Source organism: Hydrogenophaga sp. (assembly GCF_036675665.1).
In the GTDB taxonomy this organism is placed as follows: Bacteria; Pseudomonadota; Gammaproteobacteria; order Burkholderiales; family Burkholderiaceae_C; genus Hydrogenophaga.
In genome coordinates, this window is the sequence record NZ_JAKFEO010000025.1 from 18,291 (window position 1) to 40,799 (window position 22,509).

The 22,509-nt window shown below is 66.8% G+C and carries 20 protein-coding genes; 3 read left to right on the top strand and 17 right to left on the bottom strand.

Annotated elements, in window-relative coordinates; all coding sequences use genetic code 11:
* Positions 1–164: 164 nt before the first annotated feature.
* From arfB to V6M63_RS10205, 7 genes are all read right to left on the bottom strand, one after another.
* On the bottom strand, positions 165–569 hold the full coding sequence (arfB, locus tag V6M63_RS10175; protein ID WP_332741466.1) for an alternative ribosome rescue aminoacyl-tRNA hydrolase ArfB: 405 nt from the start codon (positions 567–569) through the stop codon (positions 165–167).
* Between the two features lie 27 nt (positions 570–596).
* Positions 597–1,124, bottom strand: coding sequence for a cytochrome b/b6 domain-containing protein (locus V6M63_RS10180; RefSeq protein ID WP_332741467.1), 528 nt, complete (start codon positions 1,122–1,124; stop codon positions 597–599).
* Positions 1,121–1,378 carry a PepSY domain-containing protein gene (locus tag V6M63_RS10185; RefSeq protein WP_332741468.1) on the bottom strand — a complete coding sequence of 86 codons (258 nt, stop codon included), beginning with the start codon at positions 1,376–1,378 and terminating at the stop codon, positions 1,121–1,123. The genes V6M63_RS10180 and V6M63_RS10185 overlap by 4 nt, the downstream gene beginning before the upstream one ends.
* 134 nt (positions 1,379–1,512) lie before the next feature.
* On the bottom strand, positions 1,513–2,367 hold the full coding sequence (locus V6M63_RS10190) for an ABC transporter permease (RefSeq protein ID WP_332741469.1): 855 nt from the start codon (positions 2,365–2,367) through the stop codon (positions 1,513–1,515).
* Between the two features lie 84 nt (positions 2,368–2,451).
* The gene (locus V6M63_RS10195; RefSeq protein ID WP_332741470.1) at positions 2,452–3,318 is read right to left on the bottom strand and encodes an ABC transporter permease; all 867 of its coding nucleotides are present in this window, start codon (positions 3,316–3,318) and stop codon (positions 2,452–2,454) included.
* 5 nt (positions 3,319–3,323) lie between these two features.
* The gene (locus V6M63_RS10200; RefSeq protein ID WP_332741471.1) at positions 3,324–4,439 is read right to left on the bottom strand and encodes an ABC transporter ATP-binding protein; all 1,116 of its coding nucleotides are present in this window, start codon (positions 4,437–4,439) and stop codon (positions 3,324–3,326) included.
* 3 nt (positions 4,440–4,442) lie between these two features.
* A complete protein-coding gene (locus V6M63_RS10205; RefSeq protein ID WP_332741472.1) occupies positions 4,443–5,510 on the bottom strand; it encodes an extracellular solute-binding protein in 1,068 nt (355 codons plus the stop codon).
* Between the two features lie 216 nt (positions 5,511–5,726).
* On the opposite strand from V6M63_RS10205, the gene mnmA reads away from it, so the two are divergent.
* Positions 5,727–6,881, top strand: a complete 1,155-nt coding sequence (gene mnmA / locus V6M63_RS10210) for a tRNA 2-thiouridine(34) synthase MnmA (protein ID WP_332741473.1) — start codon at positions 5,727–5,729, stop codon at positions 6,879–6,881.
* A gap of 12 nt (positions 6,882–6,893) precedes the next feature.
* On the opposite strand, the gene V6M63_RS10215 is transcribed toward mnmA, so the two are convergent.
* From V6M63_RS10215 to V6M63_RS10245, 7 genes are all read right to left on the bottom strand, one after another.
* On the bottom strand, positions 6,894–7,220 hold the full coding sequence (locus V6M63_RS10215; RefSeq protein ID WP_332741474.1) for a DUF3325 domain-containing protein: 327 nt from the start codon (positions 7,218–7,220) through the stop codon (positions 6,894–6,896).
* Positions 7,213–8,901 carry a PepSY-associated TM helix domain-containing protein gene (locus V6M63_RS10220; protein ID WP_332741475.1) on the bottom strand — a complete coding sequence of 563 codons (1,689 nt, stop codon included), beginning with the start codon at positions 8,899–8,901 and terminating at the stop codon, positions 7,213–7,215. Before V6M63_RS10220 ends, V6M63_RS10215 begins: the two co-directional genes overlap by 8 nt.
* Positions 8,902–8,910: 9 nt before the next feature.
* Positions 8,911–9,210, bottom strand: a complete 300-nt coding sequence (locus tag V6M63_RS10225) for an iron uptake protein (RefSeq protein ID WP_332741476.1) — start codon at positions 9,208–9,210, stop codon at positions 8,911–8,913.
* Between the two features lie 7 nt (positions 9,211–9,217).
* On the bottom strand, positions 9,218–11,344 hold the full coding sequence (locus V6M63_RS10230) for a TonB-dependent siderophore receptor (RefSeq protein WP_332741477.1): 2,127 nt from the start codon (positions 11,342–11,344) through the stop codon (positions 9,218–9,220).
* Between the two features lie 388 nt (positions 11,345–11,732).
* A complete protein-coding gene (locus V6M63_RS10235) occupies positions 11,733–13,094 on the bottom strand; it encodes a DUF3422 family protein (protein ID WP_332741478.1) in 1,362 nt (453 codons plus the stop codon).
* Positions 13,095–13,170: 76 nt separating this feature from the next.
* Entirely contained in the window at positions 13,171–14,208 is a 1,038-nt protein-coding gene (locus V6M63_RS10240) for a response regulator (protein WP_332741479.1), read from the bottom strand.
* Positions 14,205–16,004, bottom strand: a complete 1,800-nt coding sequence (locus V6M63_RS10245) for a sensor histidine kinase (protein WP_332741480.1) — start codon at positions 16,002–16,004, stop codon at positions 14,205–14,207. The genes V6M63_RS10240 and V6M63_RS10245 overlap by 4 nt, the downstream gene beginning before the upstream one ends.
* A gap of 465 nt (positions 16,005–16,469) precedes the next feature.
* Here V6M63_RS10245 and V6M63_RS10250 point away from each other — a divergent pair, with 465 nt between their 5' ends.
* Positions 16,470–18,467 carry a sensor histidine kinase gene (locus V6M63_RS10250; protein WP_332741481.1) on the top strand — a complete coding sequence of 666 codons (1,998 nt, stop codon included), beginning with the start codon at positions 16,470–16,472 and terminating at the stop codon, positions 18,465–18,467.
* On the opposite strand, the gene V6M63_RS10255 is transcribed toward V6M63_RS10250, so the two are convergent.
* Genes V6M63_RS10255 through V6M63_RS10265 form a run of 3 tightly spaced genes read right to left on the bottom strand, consistent with a single transcriptional unit; the run spans position 18,434 to position 21,718 of the window.
* On the bottom strand, positions 18,434–18,928 hold the full coding sequence (locus V6M63_RS10255; RefSeq protein WP_332741482.1) for an NUDIX hydrolase: 495 nt from the start codon (positions 18,926–18,928) through the stop codon (positions 18,434–18,436). The two genes, V6M63_RS10250 and V6M63_RS10255, sit on opposite strands and share 34 nt — an antisense overlap.
* 8 nt (positions 18,929–18,936) lie before the next feature.
* Positions 18,937–21,249 (bottom strand): molybdopterin-dependent oxidoreductase, encoded by a 2,313-nt coding sequence (locus V6M63_RS10260; RefSeq protein ID WP_332741483.1) that lies wholly within the window; start codon positions 21,247–21,249, stop codon positions 18,937–18,939.
* Between the two features lie 10 nt (positions 21,250–21,259).
* The gene (locus V6M63_RS10265) at positions 21,260–21,718 is read right to left on the bottom strand and encodes an Lrp/AsnC family transcriptional regulator (RefSeq protein ID WP_332741484.1); all 459 of its coding nucleotides are present in this window, start codon (positions 21,716–21,718) and stop codon (positions 21,260–21,262) included.
* 129 nt (positions 21,719–21,847) lie between these two features.
* Here V6M63_RS10265 and V6M63_RS10270 point away from each other — a divergent pair.
* A partial coding sequence (locus V6M63_RS10270; RefSeq protein ID WP_332741485.1) for a trans-sulfuration enzyme family protein occupies positions 21,848–22,509 on the top strand: 662 nt, incomplete at its 3' end.

Genomic DNA, 22,509 nt, shown 5'->3' on the forward strand with positions numbered 1-22,509 from the left:
TGGTTCCTTGGGCGGGCAGAGCCCGGTTTGTCTCGTGATGACCGCGGCACCCCATGTGCAACGAATCATGGAGGCAAGTCTAGGAATCCACCGCGGCGCGCGCTGCTAAATAGCGCTTAAAGGAATCGTAAAAAAACCTTAAGCGAAGCGCGCGGCAGCTTTGTTCAGTCCAGTCCGCGCACGCGACCGCGCAGCTGCTTGACGGTGGAGCGCGTCGCCTTGCCCTCCAGCCGGCGCTGCTTCGAGCCGAAGGTGGGCTTGGTGGCCTTGCGTGCCTTGGGCAGCGTGGCCACGCTGTCCACCAGCGCCTGCAGGCGCTCCAGCGCTTCGGCCTTGTTCTGCTCCAGGCTGCGGCTGGTCTGCGCCTTGATGACCACCACGCCCTCGGTGGTGATGCGCTGGTCGCTCAGCGCGAGCAGCCGCTCCTTGACCGCCTCGGGCAGCGAAGAGGCGTGCACGGCGAAACGCAGGTGCACCGCATTGGAGACCTTGTTGACGTTCTGCCCACCCGCGCCCTGGGCGCGGATGGCGGTGAACTCGACCTCGGCAGGATCGATGGGGATCGGCATCGGCGCAGTGTGCCATGCGGTGCCGATTCAGTAGCGTTCCTTCACGCCGGTGACCATGGCCTTGACGAGCCGCGTGCGTTCGATGCGGCCCATGACGATGGCCGCCGCTGCGTGCAGGCCGACCATCGGCAGCAACCACTCGCCCAGGCCTTCGTGCAGCTCCTGCAGCCACTCCTCGCCCCAGAAGGCGTCAAGGCCCTGCATCCAGCCGGTGAGGCCCAGCGCCAGCACCACGGCCATGAGGCCGAGCACCATGAGCCCACCCAGCGGGTTGTGGCCCCAGTGGTGTTCGGTTTCACCACCGAACAGCGCGCGAACGTGGTCGGCCACGCGGCGCGGTGTCGGGAAGAAGTCGGCAAAGCGCGCGTGGCGCGGGCCGATGAAGCCCCACACCCCACGCACGCCCACCAGCGCGGCGGCCGCGTAGCCCAGCCACTGGTGCAGGGCTTCGCCGTCCTCCACCACGAACAGGTTGAGCAGCACGCAAGCCACCAGCGACCAGTGGAAGACGCGCACCAGCGGGTCCCAGACCCGCTTCGATGCGACGGTGGTCACTTCTGCTCGACCGGCTTGCCGCTCACCGGATCAAAGTAGATCTCGACCTTCTTGCCCGCCTTGTCGGTGCCGTAGATCTCGTAGCACTGGCCCTTGCTCACCTTGAAGGTCTTGATCTGGTAGCCCTGGGCTTCCAGATCCTTCCTGAAGGTGGCCTCGGGTTGCCATTTGTCCTTGGGCGCGGTGCAGGTGGGGGAGGCCATGGCGGTACCGGCCACGGCGAGCAGGAGGGCGGAGAGAACAAGCGATTTCATGTGGGTATTTCCTGTGCAATGAAGCCCGCCGGAGTGCGGGTGAAGGCATTGCACCGGCCCAACTTGAAGCCAGCCTTAAGCCGTGTGTGACGGATGTGAGCAGCGGTAACGCACCGCGCGGGGAGCCCGCGGGCTCAGGGGGTGGCGGGCTTGCGCCACAACAGCATCAACGCCAGCAGGGCCGAGGCGATCATGAGGAACAGGCTGATCGCGTTGAGCACCGGTGTGGCGCCTTCGCGCATGCGGCTGTACATCAACACGGTGAGCGGCGAGTCCGAGCCGACCAACATCAGCGTGGTGTTGAAGTTCTCGAACGACATGAGAAAGGCCATGGCGGCCGCGCCGATCATGCTCGGGCGCAGGTAGGGCAGGGTCACCGTCCACAGCACGGCGGCGCGGCTGGCGCCGAGGTTGTAGGCGGCCTCTTCCAGCGTGCGGTCGAAGCGGCGCAGGCTGGCCGAGATGGTGAGCGTGGCGATGGTGACGATGTAGCAGAACTGCCCCAGGATCACCAGCGGCAGGCCCGGGCGCAGGAAGTCCAGCTCCAGGCCCCAGGTCTCGTCAGCGAAGTTGGCGATGCGGCTGGCGAACGCGAGGATGGAGATGCCCAGGATCACGCCCGGGATCACCAGCGGCAGCATGCTCAGCAGGGCGATGGCGTTCTTGCCGGGAAAGTCGAAACGCTCCAGCAGGAAGGCGTTGCAGGTGCCCACGCCGACCGAGAGCACCGTGACCCAGGTGGCGACCCAGGCGCTGGTGCCCAGGCTCTGGATCAGCTCGCCGTCGGCCAGCAGGCCGGTGCGGCTGTCGTTGTCGGCCACGAACCAGTCGAGCGTGAAGCCCATCCAGGGCGGTGTGGGGTAAGGCGCGTTGTTGAACGCGAACAGCGCCACCACCAGCAGCGGCACGAACAGGAACACGAAGAACAGCAACACGAAGGTGTTGAGGCCGATGCGCTGGGTGAGGGAACGGGGAAGACTCGGGATCATGTCAGTGGCCGCACGGCCGCCCGAAGGACGCCGAGCGCCCCCTCGGGGGGCAGAGTGCGAAGTGAACGTGGGGGCTTCATGGCCTCAGGTCTTCATCACCGCGCCAAAGCGCTGGCCGGTGAGCTTGAGGCCCGCCCACACCAGCACGGTGGAGAGAAACAGCAGCAGGAAACCGAAGGCTGCGCCCTGGTTCCAGTTGAAGCGGGTGATGAACTGCGTGTAGATCTGCTCGGTGAACCACAGCGAGTTCTTGCCACCCAGCAGCGTGGGCGTGAGGTAGTTGCCCAGGCACAGCATGAAGACCACGATGCAACCGGCCGCGATGCCCGGCGCCGCGTGCGGAATGACGATGCGGCGCACGATGTTGGTGGTGCTGCCACCGAGGTCGTAGGCGGCCTCGATCAGGCTGTCGTCCAGGCTCTCCAGGCTGTTGACCAGCGGGATCACCATGAAGAGCAACGAGGCGTAGACCAGGCCCACCAGGATGGTGGTGTCGCGGTAGAGCAGCTCCACCGGCGCGCTGGCCAGGCCCAGACGCTGCAGCAGGCTGGAGACCACCCCGGTTTCGCGCAGCAGGATCAGCCAGCCCAGGGTGCGCACCATCTCGCTGACCCAGAATGGCAGCAGGCACAGCACCAGCAGCACGGTCTTGGCACGGCCGCGCGCCACCTTGGCGATGTACCAGGCGGCCGGAAAGGCCAGCAGCAGCGTGAGCAGCGTGGCCAGCACCGAGAGCGTGGCCGTGCGCACGAAGGTGTTCCAGTAGAGCGGCTCGTCCACGAAGGTGCGGTACTGATCCAGGCTGAAGCCGTACTCGCCCGGCCCGGTGCGCGCCTGCAGCGAGAGCACCAGCAGTTCCACATGCGGCAGGATCACCAGGCCCAGCAGCCACAGCAGCGCCGGCGCGAGCAGCACGCCCAGAAAGAAACGGCGGTGGGTGCCCGGGGTCATGGTGATCAGGCCGCGAAGCACCAGGCCTGCGCGCTCTGGTAGGCGAAGTGCACCGTCTCACCCGGCTTCAGATCGGCCAGGCGCCCGGTGAGGGGCAGGGCGATGTGCAGCGGCGTGTTGCTGCGCGCCTCGCGCACCTGCACGGTGGAGTTGCCGCCGTCGAACAGCACGCTGTCGACCACCGCGCTCCAGGCCGGGTCGCCGGCGGGCAGCTCTTTCGGGCTGCGCCCGATCTCGATGGCCTCGGGTCGCACGAAGAGCACCGCGGTCTGGCCCACGGTGACCGTGCCCACGGCCTGCGCCCACAGGGCCATGCCGCTGCCGGTGCGCAGCTGGACCTGGGCACCGTTGAGCTGCTCCACGTGGCCCTCGAAACGGTTGTTGTTGCCCACGAAGCCGGCCACGAAGGACGTGGCCGGCTCGTAGTACAGCTGCTGCGGGCTGCCGACCTGCTCGAAGCGACCCTGGTTCATCACCGCCACCTGGTCCGACATCACCAGCGCCTCCGACTGGTCGTGCGTGATGTAGACGAAGGTGGTGCCGATCTCGGCCTGCAGCTGCTTGAGCTCGACCTTCATGTGCTCCCGCAGCTTGAGGTCCAGCGCGCCCAGCGGCTCGTCGAGCAGCAGCAGGGTGGGCTCCAGCACCAGCGAGCGGGCGATGGCCACGCGCTGTTTCTGCCCGCCGGAGAGCCGGTCGATGCGCTTGTCGGCACTGCCGGGCAGGCCCACGCGCTGCAGCATGTCGGTGACCTTGGCCTTGATGACCGGGCCTTTGACGCCGCGGCGTTCCAGGCCGTAGGCGATGTTCTCGCCCACACTCATCATGGGGAACAGGGCCAGATGCTGGAACACCATGTTCACCGGCCGCCGGTTGGGCGGCACGCCGAGCATGGACGCACCCTTGATGCGCAGGTCGCCGCTGTCGGGCGCGATGAAGCCCGCGATCATGCGCAGCAGCGTGGTCTTGCCGCAGCCCGAAGGGCCGAGGATGGAGAAGAACGAGCCGCGACGGACGTTGAAGCTCAAGGCCTGCACCGCCGCAAACGCGCCATAGCGTTTGTCGACGGCCAGGACGTCGAGATCGTTGTCGCCGGGGGATGCGGCGCCGGGTGTGGGCACCGCTTACTGCGCAGCTTTGACGCGGTCGAGCACGCGGCCTTCGATGTCTTCAATGCCGGCGGGCACCGGTGGGTACCACTTGATGTTCTTCAGCGCGGCGTCGGGGAAACTGTCGGCGAACTGCTTCTTGAGTGTGGCGTCGGCCAGCTGGTCGGCGCCCTTGCTGGCGGTGAAGTTGCCCGCGGCACTGGCCACCTTGGCGGCGACTTCAGGGCGCATGTTGAAGTTGATCCAGGCGTAGGCGGCTTCGTCGTTGCGGCCCTTGGCGGGCAGTGCGAAGGTGTCGACCCAGCCCAGCGCACCGGATTTGGGCGCGATGAACTTGATGTCCGGGTTGGTCTTGTTCAGTTCCCAGCCGCCGGTGTCCCACATCATGGCGGTGGTCAGTTCACCCGAGCGGATGCCCGCGAGCAGCTGGTCCTTGCCGTCCCAGTAGAACTTCACGTTCTTCTTGCACTCGGCGAGCTTCTTGCCCATGTCATCCATCAGGGCGGTGTAGGCCTTGGGGTCGTTGTAGAGCTTGAACGGGTCTTTGCCGGATGCAAACGCCATCGCAATCAGTGTGGGCCGCTTCAGGCGCATGCTGACCTTGCCGGCGTTCTCCGCGGCGCACAGGTCGGCGTAATCGGTGGCCTTGGAGGTCTTGGTGTTGACCACCAGTCCGTCGGTGCCCCAGATGTGCGGCACGCCATAGACCTTGCCGGCCACGGTGGTGTTCTTCTTGGTGGCGTCGAGCATGGACGGGATGAACAGCTCGGACTTGAGCTTGCTCAGGTCCATGGGCTTGTAGATCTTGAATTCGGTCTGCGGGCCGGCGATGCGGTCCTGGCTGGGTTGCACCAGATCGAAGCCGGCGCCGGCGGTGGCGCGCAGCTTGGAGATCATTTCCTCGTTGTTCGAGAGCGTGACCTCGACCTTGATGCCGGTTTCCTTGGTGAACTGCTCGACGACCTCCTTGGGCGCATAGCCGCCCCAGGTGAGCAGTCGCAGCGTCTTGTCTTGTGCAATGGCGCCGGTGGCGGCGCACAGCGCCAGGGCGGCCAGGGCCATGCGGTGGAGGGGTCGGCTCATGTGGTGACTCACTTTCAAAGGTGACAGGACAATGAAAACGGCGTGACGACGGGATGGACCGGGTGTGACAGGTCGGGCACCACTATGGTCCAACGGCATGGCTTGTCAAGACGGCAAGCACGAAGCGCGCCGACATCAGCGTACGTCGAACGGGTGACGGTCCGGTGACAGCCCCGCAACGTGCGGGGCCATGTGCGCGGCTGGGATAATCCCCCGATGGCAAACAAACAGCGGGTGGTGGTCGGGTTGAGCGGGGGCGTGGACTCCGCGGTGAGCGCGTACCTGCTCAAACAGCAAGGGTATGAGGTCATCGGCATCTTCATGAAGAACTGGGAAGACGATGACGACAGTGAGTACTGCTCGACCCGGCAGGACTTTCTGGACGCCGCCAGCGTGGCCGACGTGCTGGGCATCGACATCGAACACGTGAACTTCGCCGCCGAGTACAAGGACCGCGTGTTCGCCGAGTTCCTGCGTGAATACCAGGCCGGGCGCACGCCGAACCCCGACATCCTGTGCAACGCCGAAATCAAGTTCAAGGCCTTCCTGGACCACGCCATGCGCCTGGGCGCCGAGAAGATCGCCACCGGCCACTACGCCCGGGTGCGCGAGCGCAACGGTTCGTTCGAGCTGCTCAAGGGGCGCGATCCCCTGAAGGACCAGAGCTACTTTCTGCACCGCCTGAACCAGACCCAGCTGAGCAAGACGCTGTTCCCGGTGGGTGAGCTTCCCAAGACCGAGGTGCGCCGCATCGCGGCCGAGATCGCGCTGCCCAACGCCAGGAAGAAGGACAGCACCGGCATCTGCTTCATCGGCGAGCGGCCCTTCCGCGATTTCCTGAACCGCTACATCGCCAAGGAACCGGGCCCGATCAAGGACCACAAAGGCCGCGTGCTCGGCCAGCACGTGGGTTTGAGCTTCTACACCCTGGGGCAGCGCCAGGGCCTGGGCATCGGGGGGGTGCGCGAGAAGGGCGCGCAAAAGGGCGGCAACGAACACGCGCCCTGGTTCGTTGCACGCAAGGACATCAAGACCAACACGCTCTGGGTGGTGCAGGGCCATGACCACCCCTGGCTGCTCACGCCGCGGCTGCGCGCGCAGGACGCGAGCTGGGTCTCGGGCCACGCGCCGGCCACCGGCGACATGGCCGCCAAGACGCGCTACCGTCAGGCCGATGCGCCCTGCCGTTTCGAGGCCGACGGTGACGCCGGCTTCGCGCTCGATTTCACCGACCCCCAGTGGGCCGTGACACCCGGGCAAAGCGCGGTGCTGTACGACGGCGAGGTGTGCCTGGGCGGCGGTGTGATCACCTCCGATGCCGCGTCCATGGCCGCCGAGGCACTCGCCCGCTCGGGGCCCGTGCCGGCCTGATTCGACCAGCGTTCAGACGTTCACACGGACACCGACCAGCAGCGCGCGCAGCACGCGCGGTCGCCAGGTGAGCAGCATGGCGACCCCGAAGGCGCAAGCGGCGACGAACATCACCCAGACGAGCGCGGCCATGGACGGGTGGTCGGCCGCCAGGCACAGCGCGAGCGACACCAGCAGGCCCAGTCCACCGGCCTGCCGCAGGCTGCGGCGAAGTCCCCGAGGCACCATCACCGGCGCTCCACAGACCTGCTGCCAGTGCACCTCCATCGACAGCGCCAGCCAGGCCATGGAGACCCATGCCGCGAGAGCGGCCAGCCCGAGCAGCACCGCTTCAGACATGGGCGGTCTCCTCGGGCGCGGGTCTGGGAAGGGCTTGTGGCGCGTTGCGGCGGGCGAGGCGGCGTGCCGCCCCCCACGCCAGGCCGGCCGAGACCAGCAAGGCGAGGTCCACGCCGGCCACGGGCCAGTAGGAGAACAGGGTCTTGCCCAGGTGGTCCCCTGTGCTGGCCCAGTTCAACAGCACCGCGAGCAGCGCGAGCGCCGACAAGGCGCGGCACTGCTCGCGCCAGGCGGGTGAGACCGCGCCCTGCGCCACAGGGGCGCTGCGCCAGAACGCATGCGCCGCAGCGATCAGCCACGCGCCCCAGAAGGCCAGCCGCTCCCACTCGTCCCGCTCGGCCAGAGCGGCGGGCAGCACCCGGTTGGCCACCAGGATGGCGGCGGTGGCGATGAGCATGCCGGTGACGGTGCTCACGGCCAGGGCGTCCACGATGCGGCTGCCCGCCACGCCCCGCTGCGCGTGCTGGCGCTTGCGCTTTTCCACGAAGAACAGGAAGCCGGTGGCGATGCAGACGCAGCCCAGCAACCCGCCGAACACATAGAGCCAGCGCAGCAGCCAGTGCTCGAAGTGCTGCAGGTGCAGGCCGGTGAGGAATTCCTCGATGCCGTGCGGCACCGTGGGCGCCGGCTCCTCGCGCAGCACCTCGCCGGTGGAGCCCTTGAAGTGCACGGCCTGACCCACCAGCGCCACGCGGTCGCTGCCGGCGCGGTAGATGCTCACGTAGCTGTTGGCGTCGCCCACGTGGTGCACCTGCAGAAAGCCCACCTGGCCGGGCATGCCGCGCGCGTCCCAGCGGCGTTGGGCTTCGAGCATCATGGCGTCCACCGAGGCCAGGGAAGCGGCCACGCCCGCGCGCGCGTGTGGCAGGCCGGTGGCAGCGGCTTCGGCCACCTCGTGCGCCTGCGCCAGCGGGCGCAGCACGGTCTGCGACACCGGCAGGTAGTAGAACTGCGCGAAGATGACCAGGCCCGTGAAGGCGAAGAAGAAGTGGAAGGGCAGAGCCACCACGCCGGTGAGGTTGTGCAGGTCCAGCAAGCCGCGGCGCAGGTGCTTCCCGGGGCGGAAGGTGAACAGCTCGGCCAGCACCTTGCGGTGCATCACCAGGCCCGTGACCAGCATGGCGAGCATGGTCAGCGCCGCCAGGGCCACGATCCAGAAGCCGATCAGCTTCCACTCCAGGTGCAGGCTGTAGTGCAGCGGGTAGAAGAACTCGCTGCCGATCTTCTGCTGCCCTTCGCGCAGGGCCTGGCCGCTGCGCGGGTCGATGGTGGTGTCGCCGTGGATGTGGTTGTGGCCGAGCGGGTCCTTGGGCTGCGGCACGCGAAAGCCCACGCCCATGGCCAGCACCGGGTCGCGGTGCGTGGTGTAGGCCCAGAACTCGTCGGCCGGCAGTTCCAGGCGCGGCGTCATCGGGCCTTGCTTCGGGTCGTGCAGCAGCGGCATGTTGGCCGCGTAGTCCACTTCGTCGGGCCGCACACGCTGCAGGATGGGCAGCAGCACGCGGTCGAACGAGGGCATGGGCTGCGGCTCGAAGCGCGTTTCGGGGATGGCCCAGCGGTCGAACTCGCGGTCGAACACCGAGAGCGAACCGAAGAAGAAGACGACCACGAGCACGAAGCCCAGGACGAGGCCGAACCAGGTGTGCAGCCAGGTCATGGAGAGGCGGAAGTTCGACAGCATGGGCGTCTCCTAAACGAGTTGTTGCTGCAGCAGCCAGGCCGTCCCGGTCATGCCCACACCGCCCAGCCCCAGCACCAGCCACACGCGCGCCAGGCTGCGCGCCGCGAAGGCCCAGAGGAAGGCGACGAGGAAGACCAGGAAGGCCAGCAGCATCAGCACGGTGTGCGCTTCGTGGTAGTCGACGCCGAGCGCCACCAGGCTGGTGATGCCCAGCGTGGCGATGCCCCAGGTGAAGGCGTAGCCGCCCAGCAGGCTGGCCGCGATGCGGCCGATCACGTGGGCGGTGGTGGGCGAGGTGGCGGTGGTCATGCGGGTATCACCAGCGGTAGTCGGCGGTCAGGATGACCTTGCGCCGACTGCCGAACCAGCAGTCGCCGCGCGCCAGGCAGACGGCGATGTAGTCCTCGTCGGCCAGGTTGTTGACGTTGAGGGCGAAGCGCCAGGGGCCGGTCTCCCAGGCGGCCATGGCGTCGAACAGCGTGACCGAGGGCACGAACACGTTGCCGGTGCCGTCGCCGATGCGGCCGATGTAGCGGGCGCCCGCGCCCGCCGACACGCCGGGCAGGCCGACGTCGCGGAAGTTGTGCACGGCCCAGAACGAGCTCATGTGTTTCGGAATGCCTTCGAGTTGCTGGGCCGGATCGAGCGCGCCGCCCCAGGAGGTGGCGCTGGCGCGGGCATGGGTGTACGTGGTGCTGGCCAGGAACTGCCAGGCGCCGACGCGGGCCTGGCCCTCCAGTTCCACGCCCTTCACGCGCGAGTCGCCGATCTGCTTGCTGAAGCCGATGTTGTCGGGGTCGTCGCCCAAGCGGTTCTTTTCCTTGAGCGAGTACACGGAGGCGGTGGCCTGCACCGGCAAGCGCTGCGATTCCCACTTGACGCCCACTTCCACCTGCTCGCCGCGCTTGGGATTGAAGGCCCGACCGAAGGCGTCGGTGCCCGCCACCGGGTTGAACGACTCCGAGTAGCTCGCGTAGGGCGAGACGCCCGGCAGCACCTCGTAGACCACGCCGAGGTTGAGGCTGGTGGCCGAGTCGCGCGTGGTCTCGCCGCCCACCACGGTGTTGCGCACCTTGTCGTGCCGTGCGCCCAGGCGCACGCTCAGGCCGTTGTTGAACTTCATCTGATCCTGCACCAGCCAGCCGTGGCGCTTGATGTGCGTCTCGGTCGGCGTGGCATTGCCCAGCGAAGGGCGCGGGAAGGTACCGTAGACCGGGTCGTACACGTTGAGCGGCGTGCCCATGCCGTCGGCCTGGGCCAGGCTGGTTTTCATGTCCGTGACGTCGAAGCCGAACACCACGCGGTGCGTCACACCGCCCAGCTCCCAGTCGCGCTTGAGCAGCGCCTCGCCGGTGGTCAGGCGCAAGCCGTCCTCATAGATGTACCAGGGGCGCCCGAGGTACTGGCCGTTCGCATCGGGGTGGCCCCCCGCGTCGAGGAAGCCGGACCACCAGTCCATGTACATCGATTCCATGAGCCCGTCCACGCGGTCGTGGCGCAGTTGGTGGCTCAGGCGCCACTGGTCGCCCAGGCCGATGTCCAGCGCGTAGCCCACGCGCTTGCGCGTGCCGCCGTAGGTGTCCCAGTCGGGCTCGCCGGCGAACAGGTCGCGCGGGATCGGGCCGTTGGGCGCGGGCAGCAAGGTGCCGGCCAATGGCAGGAAGGCGTTGGTGTTCTGGCTGTAATCCTTCTGGTGCTCGGCGTAGACGGTGTAGCTGTCCCGCGCGTTGGGCTTGAAGGTGAGCGAGGGCGCGACGAAGGTGCGCTCCTCGTCGGCGAAGCGGACCTGCGTGCCGCTGTCTTTTTTCACCGCGACCAGGCGGTAGAGCAGCGAGCCGTCGGCGTTGAGCGGTCCGGCGAGGTCGGCATGCACCTCGCGCAGCGAGTCGTTGCCCAGGCGGATGCCCACCTCCCGCAGCGGCTCGGCCAGCGGCCGCTTGGGCACGAGGTTGACCACGCCGCCCGGGTCGTTCTGCCCCGCGATGATGGACGAGGGGCCGCGCAGCACTTCGATGCGCTCGAAGTTGTAGGGCTCGGTGCGCACCGTGCCGTAGTAGCCCGTGAGCGGCTCGCGCAGGCCGTTGTACAGCAGGGTGGACTCTTCGCTGCCGCGCAGCGAGAACCAATCGCCGCGGTTGTCGATGCCGTAAAGCTCGTTGCGCACACCAGCCGCGTAGCGCAGCGCTTCCTGCAGGTTGGGCGAACCCTGGTCGCGGATCTGGTCGGCCGTGATGACGGTCACCGACTGCGGCGTCTCGTTCAGCGGCGTGTCGGTCTTGGTGGCGGTGGCGCTGCGCTTGGCCGCGTAGCCGCGCACCGGGCCACGCGCATCCTCCGGCTGCGCGGGCGCAGTCACCGTGACCTCGCTCAGCGTTGACGCCGCATCGGCAGCGGAAGTGGCGGCCTGGGCCAGCGTCACGGTCGGCAGGACGGACAGCATCATGGCGGCCATCGCTCGGGTCAGGGGTGAGGGTGCGCCTGGATCAACGCAGAGGCATCCGCAGGAGCGGGCGAACGGGTCTTGGAGTGTGTGCATGGTCGTAAAGGGTGCCGGTGGCTCCCCCTCGATCGCTTCAGCGCGACGCCCGTTGCCGGGAACGCCATCGCTGCCGGCGCGGACGGCCGCACCCGCGCGAGCGCACAGACAGGCAGATCGGAAGGGGGCCAACGGCCACGCCGCTTCGGTTTCCAGAGAAATGGCTGGCGGCGGACGGTGTTCGCCCTTTCGGCTGGCTGCATGACTGCTGTGTGCACAGCAGTTGGCGAATTATATGGGAATAATTCTCATTAACAACAACGGCAGCAATGCCGATGGCAGCGGCCGTGCATGCTCAGTGCGCGGGCGAGCCCAGGCGTGCGTGAATGCGCCGCGTGGTGCGCCACACGACCCACAGCACGAGTGGCACCAGAGCGCCCGCGGCCATCTCCGGCTGGACCGGCAGGCCAGCGGCCTTGGCGCCCTTGGCAACGTAGAGCAGCAGGCTGATCACGTAGTACGAGATGGCCGCGATCGACAGACCTTCCACCGTGGCCTGCAGTTGCAGTTGCAGTTCCTGGCCCCGGGTGAGCTTGGCCAGCAACTGCTGGTTCTGTGCTTCCGTGACGATGTCGACCCGCGTTCGCAGCAGCGCGCTGGCGCGCGAGACGCGCTCGGACAGCGAAGCCAGGCGCTGCGCGCTCGCGGCCACCGTGGCCATGGCCGGCGAGAGCCGGCGCTGCATGAACTCGCCGATGGTCTGCGTGCCCGGAATCGGCTTCTCGCGCAACTCGGCGATGCGCTGCGTGACCACCGCGTCGTAGGCGCGCGTGGCCGCAAAGCGGTAGGTGTTCTCGGCCGTGGCGCGCTCCACCCGGGCCGCCAGCGAGATCAGCTGGTCCAGCAGTTCCTGCTCGGACGTGGACTTGTTCTCCAGCTGTGCCGTGATGGAGGCCAGCTGGGTTTCGGCCTGCGCCAGCATGGGCGCCAGCGTCTTGACCGCGGGCAGGCCGCGCAGTGCCATGAGACGGTAGGTTTCGATTTCGAACAGGCGCTGGGAAATGCGACCGGCCCGGGTTTCGCTGGTGTCCTGCGGGGTGATGACCAGCATGCGCTCGAAGCCCGAGGGCCGCAGGTGGAAGTCCGTCAGTGCCCAGGAATGGCCGCCACCCAGTTGCGAGGCGACCACGGTGCGTCCGCCGAACCAGCGCTGCGCAGGCCCCATCAGCGCGGCCTGGGCCGCCGGACTCTGATCGGGCAGCACGGCCTGCAGCATGACCATCTTGATCGCGGCCACCGTGCGTCCCGGAATCTCGCTCAGCCACCCTGGCGGCGTGACGAGCGCGTCCAGCAGCGCCGGCTCGCTGGTGCCCAGGCCCGTGCCTTCGGGCAGGGGCTGCACGATGGAGTAGCGGGTGAACTCGGTGTGGCGCTCCCATTTGAGCGTGTAGCCCTCGAAGCGCAGGCGCAGGAAGTTGCCGCGCAACTGGTCGGGGGTCAGGGCGTCCTGCCCGGGCAGTCGGCGCAGATGCTCACATTCCTGCTCGCGGCTCACGCCGTCGTTGAGCACCGCCACGAAAACGATGAGCACCGGCAGGCGGATGCGCGCGGAAGGCCGCGCATGCACTTCGTTGTGCAGCTCCATGCGCAGGGCGTCGTCGGGCGGCAATGCACTGGGTGGGACGGGACTGTCGGCAGCGTGTGTGGGCGAATTCATCGGCGCGTGGACTCCGGGATTTGGGGCTGCCGTCAACTGTATGCCAAGGCGGGTTGCGCGCTTGCGCCGCGCCCGATCAGGATTTGCCGAACAGGCGCTTGAGCCAGGCCACGCCGGAGACGGGCGCGGTGCTCGTGACCTCGCGAGCCGCCATGCACGGGTCGACGGGTGCGGTCACCCGAGGAGCCACTTCGGTGGGCTCCCACCCAGTCGCTCCATCGACGGCGTGTTCGAGCTCGCGACTGCGCGACACTTCCACCGCGTGCCTGGCGATGCGGGCGGGTTGTGCCATGAGATCCCGATGCTTCCTGAGCGCCGATCTGATCATGCGATTCAAATGACTCGGGCCCGCGGGTTTGGCAATGAAGCGGAATATCTGACCTTCGTTGATCAGTCGGCCGATGTTGCTGCCGTCGCCTTCCGCCGTGTAGATCAGGGGCACGATGTTCGGGCTGCTGCGCTTCACTGCCCGGATGAGATCCAGGGTGGCGCCGTAGCCCGCGCGGGTATCGGCCACGATCACGGCCACCTTGTGGCGATGGAGCAGCCTGATCGTGTCACTCGGGTTTCGCGCCCACAACAGCAACATCTCGTCGCCCAGAATGGCTCGGAGCTGGTGTTCGATGGCAGGGTCTTCGTCCATCAGGAGCACGGCTTCGGTGCGCCTGCCGCGCAGGCGGTCCATGTCGATTTCCGTGGTGGTCGTGGGGTTCGAAGGCCGGGGCAGGGGGACCTCGCGCGCCACCGTCGCTGCATAGGCGACCGTGTCGATCAGGTGCTGGTTGTTCCAGGGCTTGTTGATGAAGCGGAACACCTCGCTGTCATTGATCGAGCGCAGCACGTCGGCGTATTCCGAGTAACCGGTGAGCAGCAGCCGCATGGTGTGGGGAGACGCTTCCTTGACCCGTTTGAGGAACTCGGTGCCGGTCATGCCGGGCATGCGCTGGTCGCTGATCACCACGTCGAAATCGCTGTTGCAAATGAGCTCGAGACCTTCCCAGGCATCGGTGGCCGACGACACGCCAAAGCGGTCTTGCAGAAGCCCGTTGAGCGAGCGCAGCACACTGGGTTCATCGTCCACACACAGGACACGGGGCTTGCGGAGGGCATTCATGCGGCTTGACCTGCTGGGATGGGAAGTTCGATCTGGAAGGTGGTGCCGACGCCCACCTGGGTCTTCACGGTCAAGGTTCCGCCGTGGTCGGTCACGATGTCCCGGGCGATGGCCAGCCCCAGCCCGGTGCCCGTCCCCACCGGTTTGGTGGTGAAGTAGGGGTCGAAGATGCGCGGCAGGACGTCATCGGGAATGCCGTTGCCGGTGTCTTCGACCGTGATGCGTATGCGTTGACCGTCCGAGGCGGTGGACACGGTGACCACGCCGGCACCGTCGATGGCCTGGGCCGCGTTCAGGATCAGGTTCAGAAAGGCCTGGTTGAGCTGCGAGACGTGGCACTCCAGCCCGGGCAGCCTGGAGAACTTGTGGACCACCCGGATCTTGGTGGAGATCACGGCCTTGGCGATGTAGATCACGCTGGCCAAGGTGGTGTTCAAGTCGACAACCGCAGTGCGCGAACGATCCAGCCGGGTGAAACTGCGCAGGTTGTCCACCATCTCATTCATTTGGTCCAGACCCATCAACACATCACCCAGCATGTCCTGCGTCATGCGGAGTTCGTCGGGAAACTGGCTCAGCCGCGATAGCACCGAATCGGTGTCGAGCTCCAGGGGCCGGGAGGCCGCCGTGTCTCCCGCGCTGGTGGTCGCACGCTCAAGCGCCTGGGAGGCGCTGCGGATGCCGGGCGCCATGTCGTCCAGCGCCCGGATGGCCATGAACACGTTGCTTTTGGAAAATGCCAGCGGCGTGTTGAGCTGGTGGGCAACGCTGGCCACCATTTGCCCGAGCGAGGCCATCTTCTCGGACTGCGCGAGCCGCTGCTTGTTCGCCTCGCTCTCCAGCGCCTGCTTTTCGATCGCCGCCTGAGCCCGCCGCACGATGGTGTGGAGCGCTGCGTACACGAGCACGAGCAGGCCCGCCAGCATCACGAGTTGCATCTGCTCCGAGCGCCGCACCAGGTTGCGGTTGTCCCGCGCCTGCCGCTCAAGGCCAGCCTGGTTGTCGGCGGCAGTCTGGCGGGCATCGGCGGCGGTCTGCTGGAGCTGGTTGAGGTCGGCGGTGATGTCGGAATGCACTTCAAAGACCGCGATGGGTTGGTGCGTTCGTGGATCAACAACAGGCCAATGGCTGGCGATGACATCGCGGTGTTCGACCACGCCTGGCATGGCGGCGGACCGGTCCGGGGATGAACGCTCGCTGGCGGGTTGCCCCTCGCGTGCTGCGCGCCGCCAGCCGGGATGGCCCGACTGGTCTTCACCCACTTGTGGGTGGTCGGTGGAATACAAGGTGATGCCTTGAAGGTCGAGGATCCGGATCTCCACGACCCGGCTGCCGCGCATGGCGCCGAGCAACCGGGTGTCGAGCGCGGCGAACTGGGGGAGTGCCCGAACGCGTGCCCCTTGTTGTCTCAAGCATGTCCGGGTCTGCGCTGAAGGCATGGGCGCGCGGACCGTGCCTTCGTGCTTGCCCAGGTTCAGGCAGTGGGTGAAATCGATGGTTCGGGCCGTGGCCAGAAACGGCGTCAGCGGGTCTTCCCACAGCGCACTCGACAGGAGGCGGGCCAGTTGGACGTTGTTGTCCTCGCGCGTGCTCAACAGATCGCGGCGCGCGGCTTCCTCCGAACGGTTCACCAGCAAGGTCTGCATCTCATGCATGGCCTGAGCCTCCTGGTTCAGAACGGATTCCACGAGTTTCGATTGGTTTTCCTGAAAGTGCATCAATGCCGCAGCCACGCAACCCAATGCAAACCAACTGGTGATGGTGAAATACCTGATCAGCTTGAATCGGGGTTGCATGGGGGTTGATCGAATGAGATTGGGCGGAAAGATGTTCTGAGGGTTTCGTGAAGCATGGTTCCGGGTTCGCTGGGGAATTGACGCCGGATTGTGTGGCGACCGCAGCAAGATTGATCGTATTCAGGATCGATGGATGGCCACATACCGCGATGGCAGTATTTTGAATGCGGGCCTGACAACCTATTGAGCATTTGTTCGCAATCCATCCGCGCCAATCAATTCTGATGGCTGGAAATACGCAGGATTTCAATTGACGAGTGGTGTGCGCATTCACAAATTCAGGGCTGCACTCAATTGAAAATCAATATAGTGCTGATGCAGTATTGGCGGCAAATCGACCCCATTTGCAGAATGCAGATCGAAATCGCCGTATGGAAACCGGATGATTCGCCATGACGCGAGACGATGGCCCTCAAAGCGCATTTCAGACCCAGCCACTGAATCGAAAAGGGAGCCGCAGGAGTCATGACGTTTCGACAATGCGCACAGAAGGCGTGGCGGTGGGTCCGGGCATTGCTCTGGTCGATCTCGCTCTTGTGCGCCCCGGCCCAGGCCCTTGTGCTGGGAGAAGCTGAGGCCTACGACTTGTCCACGGCGTTCACATACCGGCTTGACGACAGCGGGGCACTGTCCGTGCGCGAGGTGCTGTCTCGCCCTGAAGCGTGGCGCTTCAGGCCCCTGCGGCAAGGCGCGGCCACGCCCAACTTCGGCTACCAAAGCACCACCCTGTGGCTCAAAGTCGAACTGGATGTCTCTGCGCATGCGCCAGATCACTGGTTGATGCAGGTGGCCAACCCGCAACTGGATCGGGTCGAGGTGTTTGTCCTGGAGTCCGGTGGCCGCCTCAGCCGGTCCGTGGGCGGCGATGAGCTGCCGTTTTCGGCGCGCGTCGTCCCACACAGGCATCTGGTTTTTCCGCTGGTTTTCAACGGGACCGGTCCACGCACCCTGGTGCTGCGCGTCCAGTCCTCCAGCTCTTTGCAAATCCCCGTCACGCTGCTGCAGCCCCAGGCCCTCCTGAGCCAGGACCACCGCCTGTATTCGCTGTTGAGCCTGTACTTCGGTCTGCTGACGGGCTTGTTCGCCTACAACCTGCTGCTTTATGTGGCGGTTCGCGACCGCGTATACCTCTACTACATCGCGTTCGTCGCCGCGATGGGTGTGGCCCAACTGACCACCTCCGGTTTCGGTGCCCAGTTTTTCTGGCCGGAGCGGCCGGACTGGAACAACCTCGCGCTGCATTTGGGCTACGCAGCGTGTGGTCTCGCAGCCATCCTCTTCGGGCGCCGGTTCCTGCTCAGTGCCGCTGAGCTGCCGGGGCTGGACCGCGTTCTGCGCGGGCTGTTGGTCTGTTGGACCATCTACATCGTGCTTCGGCCATGGATGGACTACAAGCTGGCGGCTCATGTCCTGATCGCCATGGTCATCGCCACCATCCTGCCGCTCATGCTCGCGGGGTGGAATCGGCTCATGGCCCGACGCCGGGGCGCACGCTATTTCTTGCTGGCCTGGACTCTGCTGATGGTGTGCGGTGTTGCCGAGTCCTTGATTTCGCTGGGATGGTTGCCGACGAACACGCTGCTGGCGCACCCTGTCATGGTCGGCTCGGCGGTCGAGATGCTGCTGCTGTCGTTTGCCTTGGCCGATCGCATCAAGGCCGATCGCGAAGCGAAGGATCTGGCGCTGTCCATGGGCTTGCGCGAGCAGGTGAAGAAACAGGAGGCCGAGCGTCAATCGGTCGAAAAATCGCGGTTTCTCGCGGCGGTCAGCCACGACCTGCGGCAGCCGCTGTTCGCCATGGGCCTAGCCACTGAAAGCCTGCATGCGCGCGAGCCAAGGCACGACCCCGCCGTGATGCAGATGAAATCCGCACTCGGGTCGGCCAATGGGTTGCTGGACTCGATCATGACCATGGCGCGCCTGGAAACCGGCTCATTGAGAGCGAACATGTCCGATTTCTCCATCCAGCCGTTGCTGGATCGGGTGGACCTGACTTTCGAGCCCCAGGCCACGGCCAAGGGGCTGCGCTGGGTGGTCACACCGAGCATCGCCTGCGTGCACAGCGACCCTTTGCTGCTGGAACGCATGGTCAACAACCTGGTGTCCAACGCCGTGCGCTTCACCCAGTCCGGTGGGGTGGTGGTGTCTTGTCGTCCCAGCGGGGCGTGTCTGCTGCTGCAGGTTTGGGATACCGGTGCGGGCATAGCGCCGACTCTCCACGAAACCATCTTCACCGAATACTTTCGGGGGGAGCCAGAGACCGAGAGCGACAGCGGTGTCGGGCTGGGTCTCTTCATCGTCAAGAGCTTCGCCGCGATGTTGGGCATGGGCCTGTCGTTGCGGTCCGTGCCGGGCCGTGGCTCTTGCTTTTCGCTGCGCATCCCGCTGACGCGAGCGCAGTCGCCGAGCCTCGCCCGGGCGACAGGCCTTCAGCCCGGTCCTCTGACGGAGGGATCGGTTTGAACCAGGGCCAAGGGGTAGCGCAGACCCGCCAGGTGGTCTTCCATGCAGCGCAGCACCAGGGGGCTGCGATGGCGTGGCGCGCTGCGACGGATCTCATCGGGCGTGAGCCACAACGTCCTGACGATGCCGGTGTCCAGACTGACCCCCGGCGCCACATCCCCCAACTCGCCGCAGAACGCAAACCGCAGGTAGGTGATGTCCTCGTCCTCGGCGGGGATCTGGCCGGCCCGTTGAAACCGCGACAGGTACACGCCCACCAGCGCTGTGGGGGTGAACCGGTGGGTGGTCTCTTCCAGCGTTTCGCGCACCACACCTTCGGCCGGGCTTTCGCCGGGGTCCAGGTGACCGGCTGGATTGTTCAGGCGCAAACCCTCAGGCGTGTGCTCTTCGATCAACAGGTACCTGCCATCGCGCTCGATCACGGCGGCCACGGTGACGCTGGGTTTCCATCGGGTGTCCATGGCGCGCATTATGGTGGCGCGGGCACCCAGGCAGGTGGTTTGAACGCCTGCACCGCCGGCGCTTCGCCTTGCCAGCGCTCCACCTCGACCAGGGTCGTCATGGCGCTGGTGCCCTGCGCCAGCCGCGAGGTGCCGACGTCGAGCGTGAGCACGTTGGGGTTGCCGTGCCGTTCCAGGGTCTCGTCCTGCGGGTCGAACCAGGCCCCCGTGGACATGACCAGCACACCCGGCATGACGCGCACGTCCAGCTCGGCGCCGGCCAGGCAACTGCCGCGCGCGTTGAACACGCGCACCAGGTCGTGCGGGCCGATGCCGCGGCGCGTGGCCTCGTCCGGGTGCATGCACACCCGCTGGCGGGCCTTGATCTTGCCCTGCACCGAACGCTCTCCCGCGTCCAGTTGCGAATGCAGCTTGTCCGGCGGTTGCGAGCTCACCAGGTGCAGAGGCCAGCGCGCGGCCTCGGGCGCGCCCAGCCACTCCGCGGGCGGCAGCCAGGCCGGGTGCGGCGGGCAGTCGTCGTAGCCGAACGACGCGATCTTCTGCGAGTACAGCTCGATGCGGCCCGACGGTGTGCCCAGCGGCGCCGCCACCGGGTCCTGGCGGAACGCCTCGAACAGCACCATGTCGCGCGCCGGTTCGGGCAGTTCGACAAAACCTTCGGCCCAGAACACGTCGAACGAGGGCAGCCCGAAGCCGGCGGCGCGCCACTTGCCGGCCATGTCGTCGTAGATGGAGCGGATCCACGCGGCCTCGTCCCGGCCTTCGGTGAACGCGGCCTCGTGGCCTGCGCGCGCCGCGAGCTCGCGGTAGATGTCGAAATCGTTGCGGCTCTGTGCGTGGGGCGCGAGCGCCTGCTTCATGGCCAGCACGAAGCGGTCGCGCGAGGAGCCACCGATGTCGTTGCGCTCCAGCGTGGTGGTGGCGGGCAGCACGATGTCGGCGCGGCGCGCGGCCGGGGTCCACCAGCTGTCGTGCACGACGATGGTTTGCGGCTTCTGCCAGCCCTTCATCAGGCGGTTGAGATCCTGGTGGTGGTGGAACGGGTTGCCGCCGGCCCAGTAGATGAGCTCGATGTCGGGATAGGTGCTGGTGCGGCCGTTGAAGTCGTAGGGCTGGCCGGGTGCCAGCAACATGTCGGCGAAGCGCGCCACCGGGATGGACTGGCCGATCGGGTTGCGCCCGGCCGACATCTCGGGCGCCGGCACATCGGGCCGGGGCGTGGCCGCGCCGTTGATGGAGCCGTGCCCGAAGGCGAAGCCACCGCCGGGCAACCCGATCTGCCCCAGCATGGACGCCAGCGCGATGCTGGCCCAGTAGGGCTGCTCGCCGTGGTGGGCGCGCTGCAGCGACCAGGTGCAGTTGAGCAGGGTGCGCCGGCTGGCCGCCCGCAGGGCGAGTTCGATGATGGTGGGCGCGTCGACGCCGCAGATCGCCGCCGCCCACGCCGCGTCCTTGGGCTGGCCGTCGTCATCGCCGCGCAGGTAGCGCGCAAAACCGTCGAAGCCCTCGCAGTGGCTGTGCAGGAACGCCGTGTCGTGCCGGCCTTGCACGAGCAGTGTGTGGGCCATGCCCAGCATCAGCGCGGTGTCGGTGTTGGGGCGGATCGGTATCCAGCGCGCGCGCATGCCATCGGGCACGTCGGCCTGCGTCGGGCTGACGACCACGAACTCGATCGCGCTGCGGCAGGCGCGTTCCACCCAGCCCTGCGTGCTGTGCACACCGGCGCCGCCCGAGGTGATCTGCGCGTTGCGCAGGGGCAGCCCACCGAAGGCGATGAACAGCTCGGTGTGGTGCAGCACGTTGTTCCAGTCGGTCACGCGGCCCGTGACGGGCGCGTAGGTGCCGATGACATGGGGCAGCAGGAACTGGGCCGCGCCCCAGCTGTAGTTGCCCGCCTGGTTGACGCAACCACCGCCGCTGTGGAGGAAACGGTGCGTGAGCGTGCGCGCGTGGTGCAGGCGGCCGGCCGACGACCAGCCGTACGAGCCGCCGAAAACCGCGGCGTGCCCGTGCTGGGCGCGCACGCGGGCCAGTTCACCGGCGACCAGGTCCAGTGCGACGTCCCAGTCGACTTCGACGAAGCGCTCCTGGCCGCGCGCGCTGCGGTCGCTGGCCTCGCGCCGGTTCAGCCAGCCTTCGCGCACGGCGGGCCGCGCGATGCGCAGGTCGGACTGCATCGTGCCGGGCATGGACGCCAGGATGCCGGAGGGCGCTGGATCGCGCTCGAAGGGCTCGCAGGCGATCAGGCGACCGCCCTGGACGACCGCGGTGAATGCACCCCAATGGGACAGGGAGGGGAAGCGCTGCACGGGAAGGCTCATGAACGGGGTCTCAGATGTAGTCCAGCGGCAGTGCGGTGGTGTATTTGATCTCTTCCATGGCGAAGCTGGAGCTGACGTCGAACAGGTCCACGATCTGGATCAGCTTCTTGTACACGCGGTCGAAGCCCTGGATGTCGGGCACCACCACCTTGAGCAGGTAGTCGGTCTCGCCACTCATGCGGTAGAACTCCACCACCTCGGGCAGGTCGCGCACGCCCAGCGCGAAGCGGCGCAGCCATTGCAGGTCGTGGTGGCTGGTCTTGATGGAGACGAACACCGTGACGCCCAGGCCGAGCTTCGCGCTGTCCAGCAGACAGACCTGCTGGCGGATGAAGCCCTCTTCGTGCAGGCGCTGCATGCGTTTCCAGCAGGCCGTGGTGGAGAGGCTGATGCGCTCGGCGATGTCGCTGACCGACAGCCGCGCATCGGTCTGCAACAGGGCGAGGATGCTGCGGTCTTTTTTGTCCATGGTGTGTCCATGATTGTTGAAACAGCCATGGTAAATTTTTTTCACTTTTGAGGCCGGAACAGGCGCAACAACGAAAGAATCGTCACCGCAGCCACTCCTAGACTGAGCCATCAGCAAGGAGTGCAACGCATGAAAGAAAGTACCCGATTGGTCTCGCTCGGGCGTGATCCCGAACGCTTCGGCGGCATGGTCAACACCCCGGTGTTCCGGGGTTCGACCATCCTGTCGAGCTCCATGGCCGAATGGGAGCAGAAGAAGACGGACCGCGCCAACGATGTGGCCGGCGTCAGCACCTATGGCCGTTTCGGCACGCCCACCACCCATGCGCTGGAAGATGCCGTGGCCCAGCTGGAAGGCGGCCACCGCGCGCTGCTCTTCCCCTCGGGGCTGGCGGCCATCGTCACCACGCTGACGGCGCTGCTGTCGGCGGGCGACCATGTGCTGGTCACCGACAGCGCCTATTCGCCCACCCGCACCTTCCTCGCCCGCGTGCTCTCGCGCTACGGCGTGGAGATGACGCTGTACGACCCGCGCATCGGCGCCGGCATCGAGGCGCTGATGCGGCCCAACACCCGCGTGGTCTACGTCGAGTCGCCGGGTTCGGAGACCTTCGAGATCCAGGACATCCCCGCCATCGCGGCGGTGGCGCACCGCCATGGCGCCCGCGTGGTGATGGACAACACCTGGGGCACGCCGCTGTTCTTCAAGCCGTTCCAGCACGGCGTCGATGTGTCGGTGCAGGCCGCCACCAAATACATCGTGGGCCATTCCGATGCGATGCTGGGCGTGGC

Coding starts and splice junctions, on each gene's coding strand:
- arfB (WP_332741466.1), bottom strand. CDS start 569: ATGCCGATCCCCATCGATCCTGCCGAGGTCGAGTTCACCGCCATCCGC.
- V6M63_RS10185 (WP_332741468.1), bottom strand. CDS start 1,378: ATGAAATCGCTTGTTCTCTCCGCCCTCCTGCTCGCCGTGGCCGGTACC.
- V6M63_RS10190 (WP_332741469.1), bottom strand. CDS start 2,367: ATGATCCCGAGTCTTCCCCGTTCCCTCACCCAGCGCATCGGCCTCAAC.
- V6M63_RS10195 (WP_332741470.1), bottom strand. CDS start 3,318: ATGACCCCGGGCACCCACCGCCGTTTCTTTCTGGGCGTGCTGCTCGCG.
- V6M63_RS10205 (WP_332741472.1), bottom strand. CDS start 5,510: ATGAGCCGACCCCTCCACCGCATGGCCCTGGCCGCCCTGGCGCTGTGC.
- mnmA (WP_332741473.1), top strand. CDS start 5,727: ATGGCAAACAAACAGCGGGTGGTGGTCGGGTTGAGCGGGGGCGTGGAC.
- V6M63_RS10215 (WP_332741474.1), bottom strand. CDS start 7,220: ATGTCTGAAGCGGTGCTGCTCGGGCTGGCCGCTCTCGCGGCATGGGTC.
- V6M63_RS10220 (WP_332741475.1), bottom strand. CDS start 8,901: ATGCTGTCGAACTTCCGCCTCTCCATGACCTGGCTGCACACCTGGTTC.
- V6M63_RS10225 (WP_332741476.1), bottom strand. CDS start 9,210: ATGACCACCGCCACCTCGCCCACCACCGCCCACGTGATCGGCCGCATC.
- V6M63_RS10230 (WP_332741477.1), bottom strand. CDS start 11,344: ATGATGCTGTCCGTCCTGCCGACCGTGACGCTGGCCCAGGCCGCCACT.
- V6M63_RS10235 (WP_332741478.1), bottom strand. CDS start 13,094: ATGAATTCGCCCACACACGCTGCCGACAGTCCCGTCCCACCCAGTGCA.
- V6M63_RS10240 (WP_332741479.1), bottom strand. CDS start 14,208: ATGAATGCCCTCCGCAAGCCCCGTGTCCTGTGTGTGGACGATGAACCC.
- V6M63_RS10245 (WP_332741480.1), bottom strand. CDS start 16,004: ATGCAACCCCGATTCAAGCTGATCAGGTATTTCACCATCACCAGTTGG.
- V6M63_RS10250 (WP_332741481.1), top strand. CDS start 16,470: ATGACGTTTCGACAATGCGCACAGAAGGCGTGGCGGTGGGTCCGGGCA.
- V6M63_RS10255 (WP_332741482.1), bottom strand. CDS start 18,928: ATGGACACCCGATGGAAACCCAGCGTCACCGTGGCCGCCGTGATCGAG.
- V6M63_RS10260 (WP_332741483.1), bottom strand. CDS start 21,249: ATGAGCCTTCCCGTGCAGCGCTTCCCCTCCCTGTCCCATTGGGGTGCA.
- V6M63_RS10265 (WP_332741484.1), bottom strand. CDS start 21,718: ATGGACAAAAAAGACCGCAGCATCCTCGCCCTGTTGCAGACCGATGCG.